We start from the raw sequence: 14,805 nt of genomic DNA, 5'->3' as shown, positions 1-14,805 counted from the left end.
CTGCTTCTACACGCTAGAACATTCGACCGACCGGTGTACGGTTGATTTGCCAATACTCGCGCACGGATTGCGCGGGCCGCAGCACTCCACGGAGGGAGATGACATGCATCAACGAGGTTTCAGTCTGATCGAACTGCTCATGGGACTGACAATTGCCGGGATTGTTCTGCTGTTGGTCAGTCCGGCGTTCGCATCACTAACAGAGTCGAATCATCGCGAGGAGGCAGCGAAGTCTCTTGCCAGCGGTATTCGCAGCGCCAGAAGCGAAGCTCTCGCGCGCAATCAGACCGTCGTCATTCATGGCATCAACGACGACTGGGGTCAGGGCTGGCGAATCATTCTGGATATCAGCGGCAAAGGGCCGGAGGACAGCAGCAATCCGCTGCTTGTTGAACACGCGAGTAGCGCTGGGGTGCCCGTCGTCGGCAATTGGCCAGTCAAGCGATATGTGCGTTTCAGCCGTATCGGCGAACCACAGATGCCTGGCCGGGCCTTTCAAGCGGGAACGCTGCACATATGCGCTGCCCGTGAACCGGTCAGCCAGCTCCAGGTGGTGCTGGCCGCGACCGGTCGTGTCAGCCTGCGCAGCGAGAAGGCTGAGCAGGCGCTGTGTCCGGGAGGGAAAACAGTTAAAGCAGGGAGCGCACGCGCAACTCTTTAGGCATGGAGAACGTGATGTTCTCCTCGCGACCGGCCAATTCATCGGCACCGGTGGCACCCCAGGCCTGCAACTGCTGGATCACGCCACGCACCAGCACTTCCGGAGCAGAGGCGCCAGCGGTGATGCCGATACGCTCGACACCGTCGAACCAACTCTTTTGCAGGTCTTCGGCGCCGTCGATCAGGTAGGCCGGAGTGGCCATGCGTTCGGCGAGTTCACGCAAGCGGTTGGAGTTGGAGCTGTTCGGGCTGCCGACCACCAGCACCACGTCGCATTCGTCGGCCAGTTGCTTCACGGCGTCCTGACGGTTTTGCGTGGCGTAGCAGATGTCGTCCTTGCGCGGACCACCGATCGCCGGGAAACGTGCACGCAGGGCGTCGATCACGCGGCTGGTGTCGTCCATGGACAAGGTGGTCTGAGTCACGAACGCCAGTTTTTCGGGGTTGACCACCTGCAACGAGGCGACGTCTTTCTCGTCTTCAACCAGATAGATCGCACCACCATTGCTGCCGTCGTACTGGCCCATGGTGCCTTCGACTTCCGGGTGACCGGCGTGGCCAATGAGGATGCATTCACGACCGTCGCGGCTGTAACGCGCGACTTCGATGTGCACCTTGGTCACCAGTGGGCAGGTCGCGTCGAACACTTTCAGGCCACGGCCAGCGGCTTCGGTACGCACAGCCTGGGAAACGCCGTGGGCACTGAAGATCACGATGACATCGTCCGGCACCTGATCCAGCTCCTCGACGAAGATCGCCCCGCGAGCACGCAGGTCTTCGACGACGAATTTGTTGTGAACCACTTCGTGGCGCACATAGATCGGCGGCCCGAAAACTTCCAGGGCGCGGTTGACGATTTCGATCGCCCGGTCCACACCAGCGCAGAAGCCACGGGGGTTGGCGAGTTTGATTTGCATGCTGTGCCTCGTGTCTTGCGCGTAAGAAGTTAGAACATTACATCCCTGTAGGAGCGAAGCTTGCTCGCGAAGGCGGTATCTCATTCGACATCAACGTTGAATGTGATGACGCCTTCGCGAGCAAGCTTCGCTCCTACAAGTTAAAGACCCACGACGCTGATGATCTCGACGTCAAAGGTCAATGTCTTGCCGGCCAGCGGGTGGTTGAAGTCGATGGTCACTTGCTCGTCATCGAATTCCTTCACAACGCCTGGCAGCTCAGTATTGGCCGCATCGTTGAAGATCACCAGCAATCCCGGCGACAGTTCCATGTCCTTGAACTGCGAGCGCGGAATGATCTGTACGTTCTGCGGGTTCGGCTGGCCGAACGCGTTTTCCGGTTGAATCGTCAGCGTGCGCTTGTCGCCCGCCTTGAAGCCGAACAGCGCCGCTTCGAAACCTGGTAACAGGTTGCCATCGCCAACCTTGAAGGTCGCCGGGGCTTTGTCGAAGGTGCTGTCGACGGTGTCGCCGTTCTCCAGGCGCAATGCAAAGTGCAAGGTGACTTCCGTGTTCTGGCGGATGCGTTGCTCAGCCAATACCTGTTCAGTCATGAACGGCTTCTCCGGTTTTCTTACTTTTGAACATGTCCAGTGCAAGCATCACCGCACCGACAGTAATCGCACTGTCGGCAAAGTTGAACGCCGGGAAGTACCAGCGGTTCTGCCAATGCACCAGGATGAAATCGATCACATGGCCATAGGCAATGCGGTCATACAGATTGCCCAGCGCGCCGCCGAGCACCAGCGCCAAAGCGACGGCCAGCCAGGTTTCATTGCGCCCCAGACGCTTGAGCCACACCACCAGCACCGCACTGACCACCATCGCGATCAGGGCAAACAGCCAGCGCTGCCAGCCGGAGCTGTCGGCCAGGAAACTGAACGCGGCGCCAGTGTTGTAGGCCAATGTCCAGCTGAAGTAATCGGGGATCACCACGATTTGCTGGTACATCTTCAGTGAGCCTTCGAAGTAAAACTTGCTGGCCTGGTCGATGACCAGAACCAGCAAGCTCAACCAGAGCCAGCTCAGCCGTCCGAAACGGCTAATGGCATTAGGCATAGTGACGAACCTCGCCAGTGCCGCTGATGTTATCGACGCAACGACCGCAGATTTCCGGATGCTCCGGGTTCACGCCGACGTCTTCACGGCAGTGCCAGCAACGGGCGCACTTGGCGAAGGCCGACTTGACGATTTTCAGCTTCAGGCCGCTGACTTCGGTCACCACGGCATCGGCTGGCGCCTGCACAAACGGAGCAACGCTGGCGGTCGAAGTGATCAGCACGAAGCGCAGTTCGTTGCTCAGCTTGGCCAGGTCGGCGCTCAGCGCGTCTTCGGCGAACAGCGTCACTTCGGCTTGCAGGTTGCCACCGACGGCCTTGGCCGCGCGCTGGATTTCCATTTCCTTGTTCACAGCGACCTTCACCGCCATGATCCGCTCCCAGTAGGCGCGGCCCAGTTCGACGTTTTCCGGCAGCTCGGTCAGCCCTTCGTACCAGGTGTTGAGCATCACCGATTCGTTACGCTCACCCGGCAGGTATTCCCACAGTTCGTCGGCGGTGAAGGCGAGGATCGGCGCGATCCAGCGCACCAGCGCTTCGGAGATGTGGTACAGCGCGGTTTGCGCCGAACGGCGGGCCTTGCTGTTGGCGCCAGTGGTGTACTGACGGTCCTTGATGATGTCGAGGTAGAAACCGCCCAACTCCTGCACGCAGAAGTTGTGGATCTTGGAGTAGACGTTCCAGAAGCGGTATTCGCCGTAGTGCTCTTGCAACTCGCGTTGCAGCAGCAAGGTGCGGTCCACGGCCCAACGGTCCAGCGCGAGCATTTCTTCAGCCGGCAGGATGTCGGTGGCCGGGTTGAAACCGGTCAGGTTGGAGAGCAGGAAGCGCGCGGTGTTACGGATACGCCGGTAGGCGTCCGCACTGCGTTGCAGGATCTGCTCGGAAACCGCCATTTCACCCGAGTAATCGGTGGAAGCCACCCACAGACGCATGATGTCGGCGCCCAGGGTGTCGTTGACTTTTTGCGGCGCGATCACGTTGCCCAGGGACTTGGACATCTTGCGGCCGGACTCGTCGACGGTGAAGCCGTGAGTCAGCAGCTCGCGGTACGGCGCGTGATTGTCGATGGCGCAACCGGTCAGCAGCGACGAGTGGAACCAGCCACGGTGTTGGTCCGAGCCTTCCAAATACAGGTCGGCGCGTGGACCGCTCTCGTGGCCCATCGGGTGCGAACCGCGCAGGACGTGCCAGTGCGTGGTGCCCGAATCGAACCAGACATCGAGGGTGTCGCTGATCTTGTCGTACAGCGGCGCTTCGTCACCCAGCAGCTCGGCAGCGTCCATCTTGAACCAGGCTTCGATGCCTTCGACTTCGACGCGCTTGGCGACTTCTTCCATCAGCTCGGCGGTACGTGGGTGCAGCTCGCCGCTTTCCTTGTTCAGGAAAAACGGGATCGGCACGCCCCAGTTGCGCTGACGGGAGATGCACCAGTCCGGACGGTTGGCGATCATCGAGTGCAGGCGCGCCTGGCCCCAGGCCGGGACGAACTGAGTCTCTTCGATGGCTTTAAGAGCACGCTTGCGCAGGGTGTCGCCGCTGACAGGCTCCTTGTCCATGCCGATGAACCACTGCGCGGTAGCGCGGTAGATCAGCGGAGTCTTGTGGCGCCAGCAGTGCATGTAGCTGTGTTCGATGATGGTGGTGTGCAGCAGCGCACCGACCTCGGTCAGCTTGTCGACGATGGCCGGGTTGGCCTTCCAGATGAACTGGCCGCCGAAGAACTCCAGCGACGTCGCGTAGACGCCGTTGCTCTGTACCGGGTTGAGAATGTCGTCGTTGACCATGCCGTATTTCTTGCAGGTCACGAAGTCGTCCACGCCGTAGGCCGGAGCGGAGTGAACCACGCCGGTGCCAGCGCCCAGTTCAACGTAATCGGCCAGGTAAACCGGCGACAGGCGATCGTAGAACGGGTGACGGAAGTTGATCAGCTCCAGCTCTTTACCGGTGGTGGTCGCGATGACCGAACCTTCCAGGCTGTAACGGGCCAGGCACGACTCGACCAGCTCTTCAGCCAGCACCAGCAGTTTGTCGCCGACGTCGACCAGGGCATAGTTGAATTCCGGGTGAACGTTCAGCGCCTGGTTGGCCGGGATGGTCCACGGGGTGGTGGTCCAGATCACGATCGAAGCAGGTTTGCCCAGCGACGGCAGACCGAAAGCGGCAGCCAGTTTGGCTTCGTCGGCAATCGGGAAGGCCACGTCGATGGTCGAGGACTTTTTGTTCTCGTACTCGACTTCCGCTTCAGCCAGGGCCGAACCGCAGTCAAAGCACCAGTTCACAGGCTTCAGGCCCTTGAACACGAAACCGCCTTTGACGATTTCGGCCAAAGCGCGGATTTCACCGGCTTCGTTCTTGAAATCCATGGTCTTGTACGGGTTGGCGAAGTCGCCCAACACGCCCAGACGAATGAATTCGGACTTCTGGCCTTCGATCTGCTCGGTGGCGTAGGCACGGCACAGTTCGCGGGTTTTGTCCGCGCCCAGGTTTTTGCCGTGGGTCACTTCGACTTTGTGCTCGATCGGCAGACCGTGGCAGTCCCAGCCCGGAACATAAGGCGCATCGAAACCCGACAGGGTTTTCGAGCGGATGATCATGTCCTTGAGAATCTTGTTCAGCGCATGACCGATGTGAATCGTGCCGTTGGCGTACGGAGGACCGTCGTGAAGTACGAACTTCGGACGATCCTTGCCAATCTCGCGCAACTTACCGTACAGGCCAATGCTGTCCCAGCGCTGCAGAATCTGCGGTTCGCGCTGAGGCAGGCCGGCCTTCATTGGGAAGGCGGTGTCCGGAAGGTTTAGCGTGGCTTTATAGTCGGTCATTTAAGGCTCTTCATTAGCGATTGGCGCTAGGTGCGACAGGGCACGGGCGGAGGCAACATCCGCATTGATCGCCGTCTTAAGCGCCTCCAGAGAGGCGAAACGCTGCTCTTCACGCAGCTTGTGGTGGAAAACCACCGTCAAACGCCGGTCATACAGATCGCCGGCAAAATCTAAAAGGTGTACTTCGAGGTGGGCTTTGCCATCACCTTGTACCGTGGGCCGCACGCCAATGTTGGCGACGCCTGGCCAGGTCTTGCCGTCGATGTCGACGTCAACCAGGTAAACCCCGGTCAGCGGCACGCGGCGACGCTTGAGTTGAATGTTGGCGGTTGGCGTACCCAATTGGCGCGCCAGCTTCTGGCCATGCAGGACCCGTCCGGTGATCTGGAACGGACGACCGAGCAGCCGCTCGGCCAAGGCAAAATCGGCAGCGGCCAAGGCGTTGCGGACCTGGGTGCTGCTGACACGAATGCCGTCCAGCTCAACGGTTTGCGCCGCTTCGACGGTAAAGCCCTGAACGATGCCGGCCTGTTGCAGGAAATCGAAATCCCCTACCCGGTCACAGCCGAACCGGAAGTCGTCACCGACCTCCAGGTGCTGGACGCCGAGGCCGTCGACCAGGATGGTATCGACGAACTCACTGGCGCTGAGCTTGCTCAGACGCTGGTTGAAGGCCAGGCACAGGACCCGGTCGACACCCTCGTCGGCCAGCAGCTGCAGTTTGTCCCGCAGCCGGGCCAGACGGGCCGGGGCCGTGTCCGGGGCGAAGAATTCTCGCGGCTGCGGCTCGAAAATCACCACGCAGCTGGGCACGCCCAACTCGATAGCGCGCTCACGCAGCCTCGCCAGGATAGCCTGGTGGCCACGGTGAACACCGTCAAAGTTGCCAATAGTGGCGACACAGCCCCGATGCTGGGGGCGCAGGTTGTGGAGGCCTCGAACCAGCTGCATAACGCGCTTCTTGCTCATAAAGTGGTCGATTATAACCACACCCGGCGGCCGACGACAGGCAACACCGTATCCCAAAGTAATCGAGCCGACAAAACCGCCGGTTCGCCCATGTTTATCGAGGCCAAAGCCTCAGCTCAACGCCTTGCGATTGAAGTCGCGCAAACGAAAGCCCATCAACAGCAGCATGCCGAAATAACTGACCACGCCGGCACCGACCAACGCGCCCAGACGCAGGAATCGCTCCAGCATATGCCCTTGATCCCAGGCCGGCATGAAGTGCATGCCGACCAGCAGCACAGCAGACATCACCAGCACCGCAATCACAAGCTTCAGGCCGAACTTCGCCCAACCCGGTTGCGGCTGATACATCTGCTGCTTGCGCAGCTGATAGAACAATAGCCCGGCGTTGATGCAGGCACCGACGCTGATGGCCAGGGCCAGACCGGCGTGAGCCAGCGGACCGATCAGCACCAGGTTGAACAACTGGGTAACGATCAGGGTGAAAATCGCGATTTTTACCGGGGTGCGGATGTTTTGTTGCGCATAAAAGCCCGGCGCCAGCACTTTGATCACGATAATCCCGAGCAACCCGACCGAATAGGCGATCAATGCCCGCTGGGTCATGGAGGCATCAAATGCGCTGAATTGGCCGTACTGGAACAGCGAAACCGTCAGCGGCTCGGCCAGGATCCCCAGCGCCAGCGAACACGGCAACACCAGCACGAAGCACAGGCGCAGCCCCCAATCGAGGATGCGTGAGTACTCCTGGCGATCCTTGCTGGCGTAGGTCTTGGCCAGCGTCGGCAGCAGAATTGTGCCCAACGCCACGCCCAGCACCCCGGATGGCAACTCCATCAAACGGTCGGCGTAATACATCCACGACACGGAGCCGGCGACCAGGAACGAGGCGAAAATGGTGTTGATGATCAGGGAAATCTGGCTCACGGAAACGCCGAGAATCGCTGGCAACATCTGCTTCAGGACCCGCCAGACGCCGCTGTCACGCAGATTCAGGCGTGGCAGCACCAGCATGCCGATCTTTTTCAGGTGCGGTAGCTGATAGAGCAACTGCGCCAGGCCACCCACCAGCACCGCCCAGCCCAAGGCCATGACGGGAGGATCGAAGTACGGCGTCAGGAACACCGAAAAGACGATCATGCTGACGTTGAGCAAGGTCGGCACGAAGGCCGGCACCGAGAAACGGTTATACGTATTGAGGATCGCACCGGCCAATGAAGACAGGGAGATCAGCAATATATAAGGAAAAGTCACCCGCAACAGATTGGAGGTCAGCTCGAACTTTTCCGGGGTATCGGTGAATCCCGGCGCTGTCGCCCAGATGACCCACGGCGCGGCGAGCATGCCCAGCGCGGTGACCAAGGCTAGCACCAGCGTCAGCAGGCTGGAAACGTAAGCAATGAAGGTTCGCGTCGCCTCATCGCCCTTCTGGCTTTTATATTCGGCAAGAATCGGCACGAATGCCTGGGAAAAAGCCCCTTCGGCGAAGATGCGTCGCAACAGATTGGGCAGTTTGAAGGCGATGAAGAAGGCATCCGTCGCCATCCCGGCGCCAAATGTGCGCGCGATGAGGGTGTCACGGACGAACCCCAGAATCCGGGAAAGCATCGTGATAGAGCTGACGGCGGCCAACGATTTGAGCAGATTCATTGAAAGAGTTTGTGCCTGTCGATAAACAGCAGGCGAACAAAGCGCCTACTTATGCGATACTCCGCGCCGCAGCAGCACAGAGCCAAAGCTCGCGAGTTTACAGGTCAAGCGCCGGAAATAAATATCCCGCCTCTTTATACCTACCACTTAGCGGAACGTCTCAACCGCCCTTGACAAGACATCAACTCATCGGCATGATTCGCGGCCTATTTTGTTTGCTATTTCCTAAAAAGTCTTTCGAGGAGCTCGACGGTGGCCAACACACCTTCCGCCAAAAAACGTGCAAAACAGGCTGAGAAGCGTCGCAGCCACAACGCCAGCCTGCGTTCCATGGTTCGTACCTACATCAAGAATGTAGTTAAGGCCATCGACGCAAAAGACGCTGAAAAAGCTCAAGCAGCTTACGTTCTGGCTGTGCCAGTTATCGACCGTATGGCCGATAAAGGCATCATCCACAAGAACAAGGCAGCTCGTCATAAGAGCCGCCTGAACGGTCACGTCAAGGCTCTGAACCTTGCTGTTGCCGCATAAGCGATAAGCTTGTTAAAAAACCGACCCTAGGGTCGGTTTTTTATTGCCTGCGATTTAGCAGACACACACAAAAAAATGTGGGAGTGAGCCTGCTCGCGATAGCTGTTTAACATTCAACACTAATGTCGACTGTTATACCGCTATCGCGAGCAGGCTCACTCCCACAGTTTTGATCTTTGTGAACTTATTGAGCGCGTGCCCACGGCAAAATCGGAATTGCCGTCACCGCATTCTGCGGACTACCTTCGATCACTCGATCACTGTAGACCAGGTACACCAGCGTATTGCGCTTCTTATCGAGGAAGCGCACCACTTGCATGGTCTTGAACACCAGCGACGTGCGCTCCTTGAACACCTCGTCGCCATCCTTCAACTCACCCTTGAAGCTGATCGGACCGACCTGACGGCACGCGATAGACGCTTCAGCGCGATCTTCAGCCAAGCCCAAGCCACCCTTCACGCCGCCAGTCTTGGCTCGTGACAGGTAGCAAGTCACGCCCTCGACCTTCGGATCATCAAACGCTTCTACGACGATACGGTCGTTCGGCCCGACGAATTTGAACACCGTCGACACCTGACCGATCTCCTCAGCCGAGGCCAGCAGCGGCATTGCCAACAGCAGACCCAACAATCCTTTTGCCACACGCATTCAAATATTCCTTCAGACCAGAATCAGGTTATCGCGGTGAACCAGTTCCGGTTCCGCCATGTAACCCAACAGACCGACAATCGCCTCAGACGACTGACCGATGATTTTTTGTGCTTCCAGCGCACTGTAGTTGGCCAGGCCACGGGCTATTTCACGACCGTCCGGCGCCACGCACACCACCATTTCGCCGCGACGGAAACTGCCCTGGACCAGCTTGACGCCGACCGGCAACAAACTTTTGTTGCCTTGGGACAGCGCCGTCACTGCACCCGCGTCCAGCACCAGCGTGCCACGGGTTTGCAGGTGACCGGCCAGCCATTGCTTACGCGCCGCCAGCATGCCGCGCTCAGGCGACAACAGGGTGCCGATGCGCTCGCCCGCCTTCAGACGATCCAGCACGCGCTCAATGCGCCCGCCAACAATGATGGTGTGCGCACCGGAGCGCGCCGCCAGGCGTGCAGCACGCAATTTGGTCTGCATACCGCCACGACCCAATGCGCCACCGGTACCGCCAGCCACCGCGTCCAGCGCCGGATCATCGGCGCGCGCTTCGTAAATCAGCTGTGCGTCGGGGTTGTTGCGCGGATCGGCATCGAACATGCCGTCGCGATCGGTGAGGATCACCAGCAAATCCGCCTCGACCAGGTTGGCCACCAGCGCCGCCAGGGTGTCGTTGTCGCCGAAACGGATCTCGTCAGTGACCACGGTGTCGTTTTCGTTGATCACCGGGATCACTTTCAGTTCGACCAGCGCACGCAAGGTGCTGCGGGCGTTCAGGTAGCGCTTGCGGTCGGACAAGTCGTCGTGAGTCAGCAGAATCTGGGCAGTATGCCGGCCATGCTCGGCAAAGCTCGATTCCCAGGCCTGCACCAGGCCCATTTGACCAATGGCGGCAGCGGCCTGCAGCTCGTGCATCGCACTGGGTCGTACGCTCCAGCCCAAGCGGCTCATCCCCGCCGCTACCGCCCCGGAGGACACCAGCACCAGTTCGACGCCAGCTTCATGCAAAGCCACCATCTGCTCGACCCAGACACCCATTGCCGCGCGATCCAGGCCCTTGCCGTCCGCCGTCAGCAAAGCGCTGCCGATCTTCACGACCCAACGCTGCGCACCTGTCACCTTGCTCCGCATCATCTTCAACCTTAGCTTGAGGACAGCGCGACCTGGCACTGCCCGTGACGTTAATCGTGGCTATTACTGACCAACGATCGATTTCCAGATACTAAAACGCCGCTCGATTGAGCGGCGCTTAAGTTTACTGCAACGAATCAGTCACGCACGTAAATGATTTCCGGACCGTCTTCGTCATCCACATCTTCTTCGTCCCAATCATCGTCGCCGATGTCATGGACCGACTTCACGCCGCTGCGACGCAGGGCACGCTGATCATCCAGCGCTTGCAGCTGAGCACGGGCTTCGTCTTCGATGCGCTGATCGAGCTCGGTCAATTCTTCTTTGTAGACCGGGTCGTTCGCCAAGCGGTCAGCACGATCTTCCATGTAACGCATGATGTCGTGGCACAGACGCTCGGTCCCGAGCTTGGAAATGGCGGAGATCACGTAGACCGGACCGGTCCATTCCAGGCGATCAACGATTTCCTTGACGCGCTCGTCGTGCTCTTCCTCAAGGATCTGGTCGCACTTGTTCAGCACCAACCAACGATCACGCTCAGCCAGGGACGGGCTGAACTTGGTCAGTTCGCTGACGATGACTTCAGCAGCATCCGGGGCGCTGGCGTCATCCAGCGGCGCCATGTCGACGAGGTGCAGCAGCAAACGGGTACGCGACAAGTGCTTGAGGAAGCGAATCCCCAGGCCCGCGCCATCGGAAGCGCCTTCGATCAGGCCCGGAATGTCCGCGACCACGAAGCTTTTCCAGCGATCGACGCTGACCACACCCAGGTTCGGCACCAGCGTGGTGAACGGGTAGTCGGCAACTTTCGGCTTGGCGGCCGATACCGAGCGAATGAAGGTACTTTTACCTGCGTTCGGCAAACCCAGCAGGCCGACATCAGCCAACACCTTCATTTCCAGCTTGAGATCACGCGCCTCACCCGGTTTACCCGGTGTGGTCTGGCGCGGAGCACGGTTGGTACTGGATTTGAAACGGGTGTTACCCAGACCGTGCCAGCCGCCATGAGCCACCAGCAGCTTCTGGCCAGCCTTGGTCAGGTCGCCGATTACTTCCTGAGTCGCGGAATCGATGACGGTGGTGCCGACCGGAACACGCAGCACCAGCTCTTCACCTTTTTTACCGGTGCAGTCGGTGCTGCCGCCGTTGGAACCGCGCTCGGCATCGAAGTGCCGGGTGTAACGGTAGTCCACCAGGGTGTTGAGGTTTTCGTCGGCGATCATATAGACCGAGCCGCCATCACCACCGTCGCCGCCGTTCGGGCCGCCGTTTTCAATGAATTTTTCGCGACGGAAGCTCATGCAACCGTTGCCGCCGTCACCGGCCTTTACTCGAATCGATACTTCATCAACAAACTTCATAACAAAACGCCTCTCGTCATACGGACGAGCCGAAAAAATCCAGACATAAGACTCTTGCAAAAATGAGCGCAGCGACCTCAATCAACGACCGAAAATCCAGCGCTGGAGCCCATCACAAACAGCTTTGCAAGAGACTCACCCCACAAACGAAAAAGCCCCGTCGCGAGACAGGGCTTTTCCAGCAACTACGTAATTATGCCGCGACGACTTCAGTCTTCGGGACAATGCTCACGTAACGGCGGTTGAAAGCGCCTTTTACTTCGAACTTGATCACGCCGTCGATTTTAGCGAACAGAGTGTGATCTTTACCCATGCCAACACCGTAACCGGCGTGGAATTGGGTGCCGCGCTGACGCACGATGATGTTGCCCGGAATGATAACCTGGCCGCCATACATCTTCACGCCAAGGCGTTTGGCTTCTGAGTCGCGACCGTTACGGGTACTACCACCAGCTTTTTTGTGTGCCATGAGTCAATTCTCCTAGTGAGGAATTAGGCTGAAATTAAGCCTGAATACCGGTGATTTTGATCTCGGTGTACCACTGGCGGTGGCCCATACGCTTCATGTGGTGCTTACGACGACGGAACTTGATGATGCGGACTTTATCGTGACGACCTTGGGAGATCACTTCAGCCACAACGGTAGCGCCGGCAACAACTGGAGCGCCGATGTTCACGTCATCGCCATTGGCGACCAACAGAACGCGATCAAAAGTAACGGATTCGCCGGTAGCGATTTCCAGTTTTTCGATCTTCAGGTATTCACCTGGGGCGACCTTGTATTGCTTGCCACCAGTAACAATTACTGCGTACGACATGGTATTTCTCCGATAATCCTGCTCACCCAGCTCTTTATAAGAAGAGGTATTGGCTGGCATGGCTGCATAAGGCTGGAAGGCCTGTTTGCAATTGCGTAAGGCAGGTGCTGCCCAGGAAGTTCAGGGTGCGCGATTGTACGCAAGCTGCCGGGGCGATGCAAGAGGCCGTCCATCGTGCCTTGACACCCGCCGACGTGGGTCCTAGCATGCCGCGCAACCCTTCTGGAGCAACTGTCGCTGATGCAACCCCAAGCTTTCTACCGCGCGGTGGCGGACGATTTTAGCGCCGTCGACGGCATCATCAAGAAGCAGCTGACTTCCCGAGTGCCGCTGGTATCGAAAATCGGCGATTACATTACCTCGGCTGGCGGTAAACGCCTGCGTCCTCTATTAGTGTTGCTGTGTGGCAAGGCCCTGGGTCGCGAAGGCGATGACCTGCGCCTGCTGGCCGCGACCATTGAGTTCCTGCACACCGCCACCCTGCTGCACGACGACGTGGTCGACATGTCCGGCATGCGCCGTGGCCGCTCGACCGCCAACGCCATGTGGGGCAATGCTCCGAGCGTGCTGGTCGGCGACTTCCTGTACTCGCGCTCCTTCGAAATGATGGTCGAACTGGGCTCCATGCCGGTGATGAAAATCCTTTCGCAAGCCACGCGCATCATCGCCGAAGGCGAAGTGTTGCAGCTGTCCAAGGTTCGTGACGCCAGCACCACCGAAGAAACCTACATGGAAGTCATCCGCGGTAAAACCGCGATGCTCTTCGAAGCCTCGACCCACAGCGCGGCAGCCCTGGCCGGTGCCACACCGGAACAGAGCGAAGCGCTGCGTACCTTCGGTGATCACCTGGGCGTGGCGTTCCAACTGGTCGACGACCTGCTGGACTACCGTGGCGATGCGGAAACCCTGGGCAAGAACGTCGGTGACGATCTGGCCGAAGGCAAGCCGACCCTGCCGCTGATCTACACCATGCGCGAAGGCACTCCGGAGCAGGCCGCACTGGTTCGCAAGGCGATCCAGAAAGGCGGCATCGAAGACCTGGAAAGCATTCGCGAAGCCGTGGAAGCGTCCGGTTCGCTGGATTACACCGCAAAACTGGCCCGCGACTACGTGGCCCGTGCGATCAAATGCCTCGATGCGCTGCCAGCCAGCGAATACCGCGATGCATTGGTTGAGTTGAGTGAGTTCGCGGTCGCCCGCACGCATTAACCCGCGGCCCTGTAGGAGCGAAGCTTGCTCGCGAAAGCGGCGTGTCAGGCGATATCGATGTGGACTGACACACCGCATTCGCGGGCAAGCCTCGCTCCTACAAAATCATGTGCCGCCCCTGCCCCGTATAAACCCTATACAATGTGCGACTTTTAGCGATCCTCAAACCAAGGAGCTTTAGTGAGCACGTTGCCACCCTGCCCAAAATGCAATTCCGAATACACCTATGAAGACGGCGCGCAGTTGATCTGCCCTGAGTGCGCCCACGAGTGGTCCGCCAGTGGCGAAGCCGAAACAGCTTCCGATGACACCGCTAAAAAGGATTCGGTCGGCAACGTCCTGCAGGACGGCGACACCATCACCGTGATCAAGGACCTGAAGGTCAAAGGCACGTCGCTGGTGGTCAAGGTCGGCACCAAGGTCAAGAACATCCGCCTGTGCGATGGCGATCACGACATCGACTGCAAGATCGACGGCATCGGCCCGATGAAGCTCAAATCCGAGTTCGTCAGAAAAGTCTGAATCCGCTGTCTTCCATCCCGCGCCCCGCGTGGGATGGTGCTTCACCCTCCCCCGCTTCGCCCAACCATCCCTCGCAGTAGCCAAACGCCAGCCGTTTTGACCTTACGCAATCTTTACCCGGAAAAAATCACTAACTGCCAATAGGTCCTTGCTATTTGATGAATAAGAATTATTCTCATTGAAAACCATCAATGGAGATGAGACCCATGACTTATTTGATCGATGCCTGGCTGGACCGCCCACACCCGTACCTCAGGATCCTGCATCGGGAAACCGGGGAAGTCTGTGCAGTGCTAGAAGAAGAAGCCTTGAACGAGCTGCAGGATCAGGGTGATCTGGACGTCAACGGCTTGAGTTCCAGCGAGCCGGTGGTGCTCAAGGAACTGGTGCGTAATCTGTTTCTGTTCTGCTATGCCCGGGCGTTGCGCCCGACGAGCGATCTGAATCATAAGATCGAGATATGAAG

General features: G+C 58.8%; 16 protein-coding genes. 5 read left to right on the top strand and 11 right to left on the bottom strand.

Going from position 1 to position 14,805, the window contains the following annotated elements; all coding sequences use genetic code 11:
* Nucleotides 1–103 precede the first annotated feature (103 nt).
* The gene (locus ACYZT6_RS00745; RefSeq protein WP_462025330.1) at nt 104–661 is read left to right on the top strand and encodes a GspH/FimT family pseudopilin; all 558 of its coding nucleotides are present in this window, start codon (nt 104–106) and stop codon (nt 659–661) included.
* Here the strand turns inward: ACYZT6_RS00745 and ispH are convergent.
* From ispH to murJ, 6 genes are all read right to left on the bottom strand, one after another.
* Nucleotides 630–1,577, bottom strand: a complete 948-nt coding sequence (gene ispH / locus ACYZT6_RS00740; RefSeq protein ID WP_461955777.1) for a 4-hydroxy-3-methylbut-2-enyl diphosphate reductase — start codon at nt 1,575–1,577, stop codon at nt 630–632. The genes ACYZT6_RS00745 and ispH overlap by 32 nt on opposite strands.
* A 140-nt stretch (nt 1,578–1,717) precedes the next feature.
* Nucleotides 1,718–2,155: an FKBP-type peptidyl-prolyl cis-trans isomerase gene (fkpB, locus tag ACYZT6_RS00735; RefSeq protein ID WP_462029893.1), complete on the bottom strand. Its 438-nt coding sequence runs from the start codon at nt 2,153–2,155 to the stop codon at nt 1,718–1,720.
* A 7-nt stretch (nt 2,156–2,162) separates the two neighbouring features.
* Nucleotides 2,163–2,675: a signal peptidase II gene (gene lspA / locus ACYZT6_RS00730; RefSeq protein WP_462025329.1), complete on the bottom strand. Its 513-nt coding sequence runs from the start codon at nt 2,673–2,675 to the stop codon at nt 2,163–2,165.
* Nucleotides 2,668–5,499, bottom strand: a complete 2,832-nt coding sequence (gene ileS, locus ACYZT6_RS00725; protein ID WP_462025328.1) for an isoleucine--tRNA ligase — start codon at nt 5,497–5,499, stop codon at nt 2,668–2,670. The genes lspA and ileS overlap by 8 nt, the downstream gene beginning before the upstream one ends.
* On the bottom strand, nt 5,500–6,450 hold the full coding sequence (gene ribF, locus ACYZT6_RS00720; RefSeq protein WP_131061737.1) for a bifunctional riboflavin kinase/FAD synthetase: 951 nt from the start codon (nt 6,448–6,450) through the stop codon (nt 5,500–5,502).
* A gap of 129 nt (nt 6,451–6,579) precedes the next feature.
* The gene (gene murJ, locus ACYZT6_RS00715; RefSeq protein ID WP_462025327.1) at nt 6,580–8,118 is read right to left on the bottom strand and encodes a murein biosynthesis integral membrane protein MurJ; all 1,539 of its coding nucleotides are present in this window, start codon (nt 8,116–8,118) and stop codon (nt 6,580–6,582) included.
* A gap of 252 nt (nt 8,119–8,370) precedes the next feature.
* Between murJ and rpsT the strand changes: the two genes are divergently transcribed.
* Nucleotides 8,371–8,649, top strand: a complete 279-nt coding sequence (gene rpsT, locus ACYZT6_RS00710; RefSeq protein ID WP_008154937.1) for a 30S ribosomal protein S20 — start codon at nt 8,371–8,373, stop codon at nt 8,647–8,649.
* Nucleotides 8,650–8,833: 184 nt separating this feature from the next.
* On the opposite strand, the gene ACYZT6_RS00705 is transcribed toward rpsT, so the two are convergent.
* From ACYZT6_RS00705 to rplU, 5 genes are all read right to left on the bottom strand, one after another.
* Nucleotides 8,834–9,298 (bottom strand): CreA family protein, encoded by a 465-nt coding sequence (locus ACYZT6_RS00705; RefSeq protein ID WP_462025326.1) that lies wholly within the window; start codon nt 9,296–9,298, stop codon nt 8,834–8,836.
* 12 nt (nt 9,299–9,310) lie between these two features.
* A complete protein-coding gene (gene proB, locus ACYZT6_RS00700; RefSeq protein ID WP_462029892.1) occupies nt 9,311–10,429 on the bottom strand; it encodes a glutamate 5-kinase in 1,119 nt (372 codons plus the stop codon).
* A gap of 137 nt (nt 10,430–10,566) precedes the next feature.
* Nucleotides 10,567–11,790, bottom strand: coding sequence for an Obg family GTPase CgtA (gene cgtA / locus ACYZT6_RS00695; protein WP_462025325.1), 1,224 nt, complete (start codon nt 11,788–11,790; stop codon nt 10,567–10,569).
* A gap of 193 nt (nt 11,791–11,983) precedes the next feature.
* On the bottom strand, nt 11,984–12,259 hold the full coding sequence (rpmA, locus tag ACYZT6_RS00690) for a 50S ribosomal protein L27 (RefSeq protein WP_003215862.1): 276 nt from the start codon (nt 12,257–12,259) through the stop codon (nt 11,984–11,986).
* Between the two features lie 34 nt (nt 12,260–12,293).
* Nucleotides 12,294–12,608, bottom strand: a complete 315-nt coding sequence (gene rplU, locus ACYZT6_RS00685; protein WP_003176051.1) for a 50S ribosomal protein L21 — start codon at nt 12,606–12,608, stop codon at nt 12,294–12,296.
* A 240-nt stretch (nt 12,609–12,848) separates the two neighbouring features.
* Here rplU and ACYZT6_RS00680 point away from each other — a divergent pair, with 240 nt between their 5' ends.
* The 3 genes from ACYZT6_RS00680 (at nt 12,849) to ACYZT6_RS00670 (ending at nt 14,803) form a co-directional block, all read left to right on the top strand.
* A complete protein-coding gene (locus ACYZT6_RS00680) occupies nt 12,849–13,817 on the top strand; it encodes a polyprenyl synthetase family protein (protein ID WP_462025324.1) in 969 nt (322 codons plus the stop codon).
* A 180-nt stretch (nt 13,818–13,997) separates the two neighbouring features.
* Entirely contained in the window at nt 13,998–14,339 is a 342-nt protein-coding gene (locus ACYZT6_RS00675; protein WP_462025323.1) for a zinc ribbon domain-containing protein YjdM, read from the top strand.
* A 206-nt stretch (nt 14,340–14,545) separates the two neighbouring features.
* Nucleotides 14,546–14,803, top strand: a complete 258-nt coding sequence (locus ACYZT6_RS00670) for a PA4570 family protein (RefSeq protein WP_128874481.1) — start codon at nt 14,546–14,548, stop codon at nt 14,801–14,803.
* Nucleotides 14,804–14,805 lie beyond the last annotated feature (2 nt).

Source organism: Pseudomonas sp. RT6P73 (assembly GCF_054897715.1).
Note: the sequence above shows the minus strand (reverse complement) of the source record. Positions and strands in the feature narration are given on the sequence as shown.

Coding starts and splice junctions, on each gene's coding strand:
- ACYZT6_RS00745 (WP_462025330.1), top strand. CDS start 104: ATGCATCAACGAGGTTTCAGTCTGATCGAACTGCTCATGGGACTGACA.
- ispH (WP_461955777.1), bottom strand. CDS start 1,577: ATGCAAATCAAACTCGCCAACCCCCGTGGCTTCTGCGCTGGTGTGGAC.
- lspA (WP_462025329.1), bottom strand. CDS start 2,675: ATGCCTAATGCCATTAGCCGTTTCGGACGGCTGAGCTGGCTCTGGTTG.
- ileS (WP_462025328.1), bottom strand. CDS start 5,499: ATGACCGACTATAAAGCCACGCTAAACCTTCCGGACACCGCCTTCCCA.
- ribF (WP_131061737.1), bottom strand. CDS start 6,450: ATGCAGCTGGTTCGAGGCCTCCACAACCTGCGCCCCCAGCATCGGGGC.
- murJ (WP_462025327.1), bottom strand. CDS start 8,118: ATGAATCTGCTCAAATCGTTGGCCGCCGTCAGCTCTATCACGATGCTT.
- ACYZT6_RS00705 (WP_462025326.1), bottom strand. CDS start 9,298: ATGCGTGTGGCAAAAGGATTGTTGGGTCTGCTGTTGGCAATGCCGCTG.
- proB (WP_462029892.1), bottom strand. CDS start 10,429: ATGCGGAGCAAGGTGACAGGTGCGCAGCGTTGGGTCGTGAAGATCGGC.
- cgtA (WP_462025325.1), bottom strand. CDS start 11,790: ATGAAGTTTGTTGATGAAGTATCGATTCGAGTAAAGGCCGGTGACGGC.
- rpmA (WP_003215862.1), bottom strand. CDS start 12,259: ATGGCACACAAAAAAGCTGGTGGTAGTACCCGTAACGGTCGCGACTCA.
- rplU (WP_003176051.1), bottom strand. CDS start 12,608: ATGTCGTACGCAGTAATTGTTACTGGTGGCAAGCAATACAAGGTCGCC.
- ACYZT6_RS00680 (WP_462025324.1), top strand. CDS start 12,849: ATGCAACCCCAAGCTTTCTACCGCGCGGTGGCGGACGATTTTAGCGCC.
- ACYZT6_RS00670 (WP_128874481.1), top strand. CDS start 14,546: ATGACTTATTTGATCGATGCCTGGCTGGACCGCCCACACCCGTACCTC.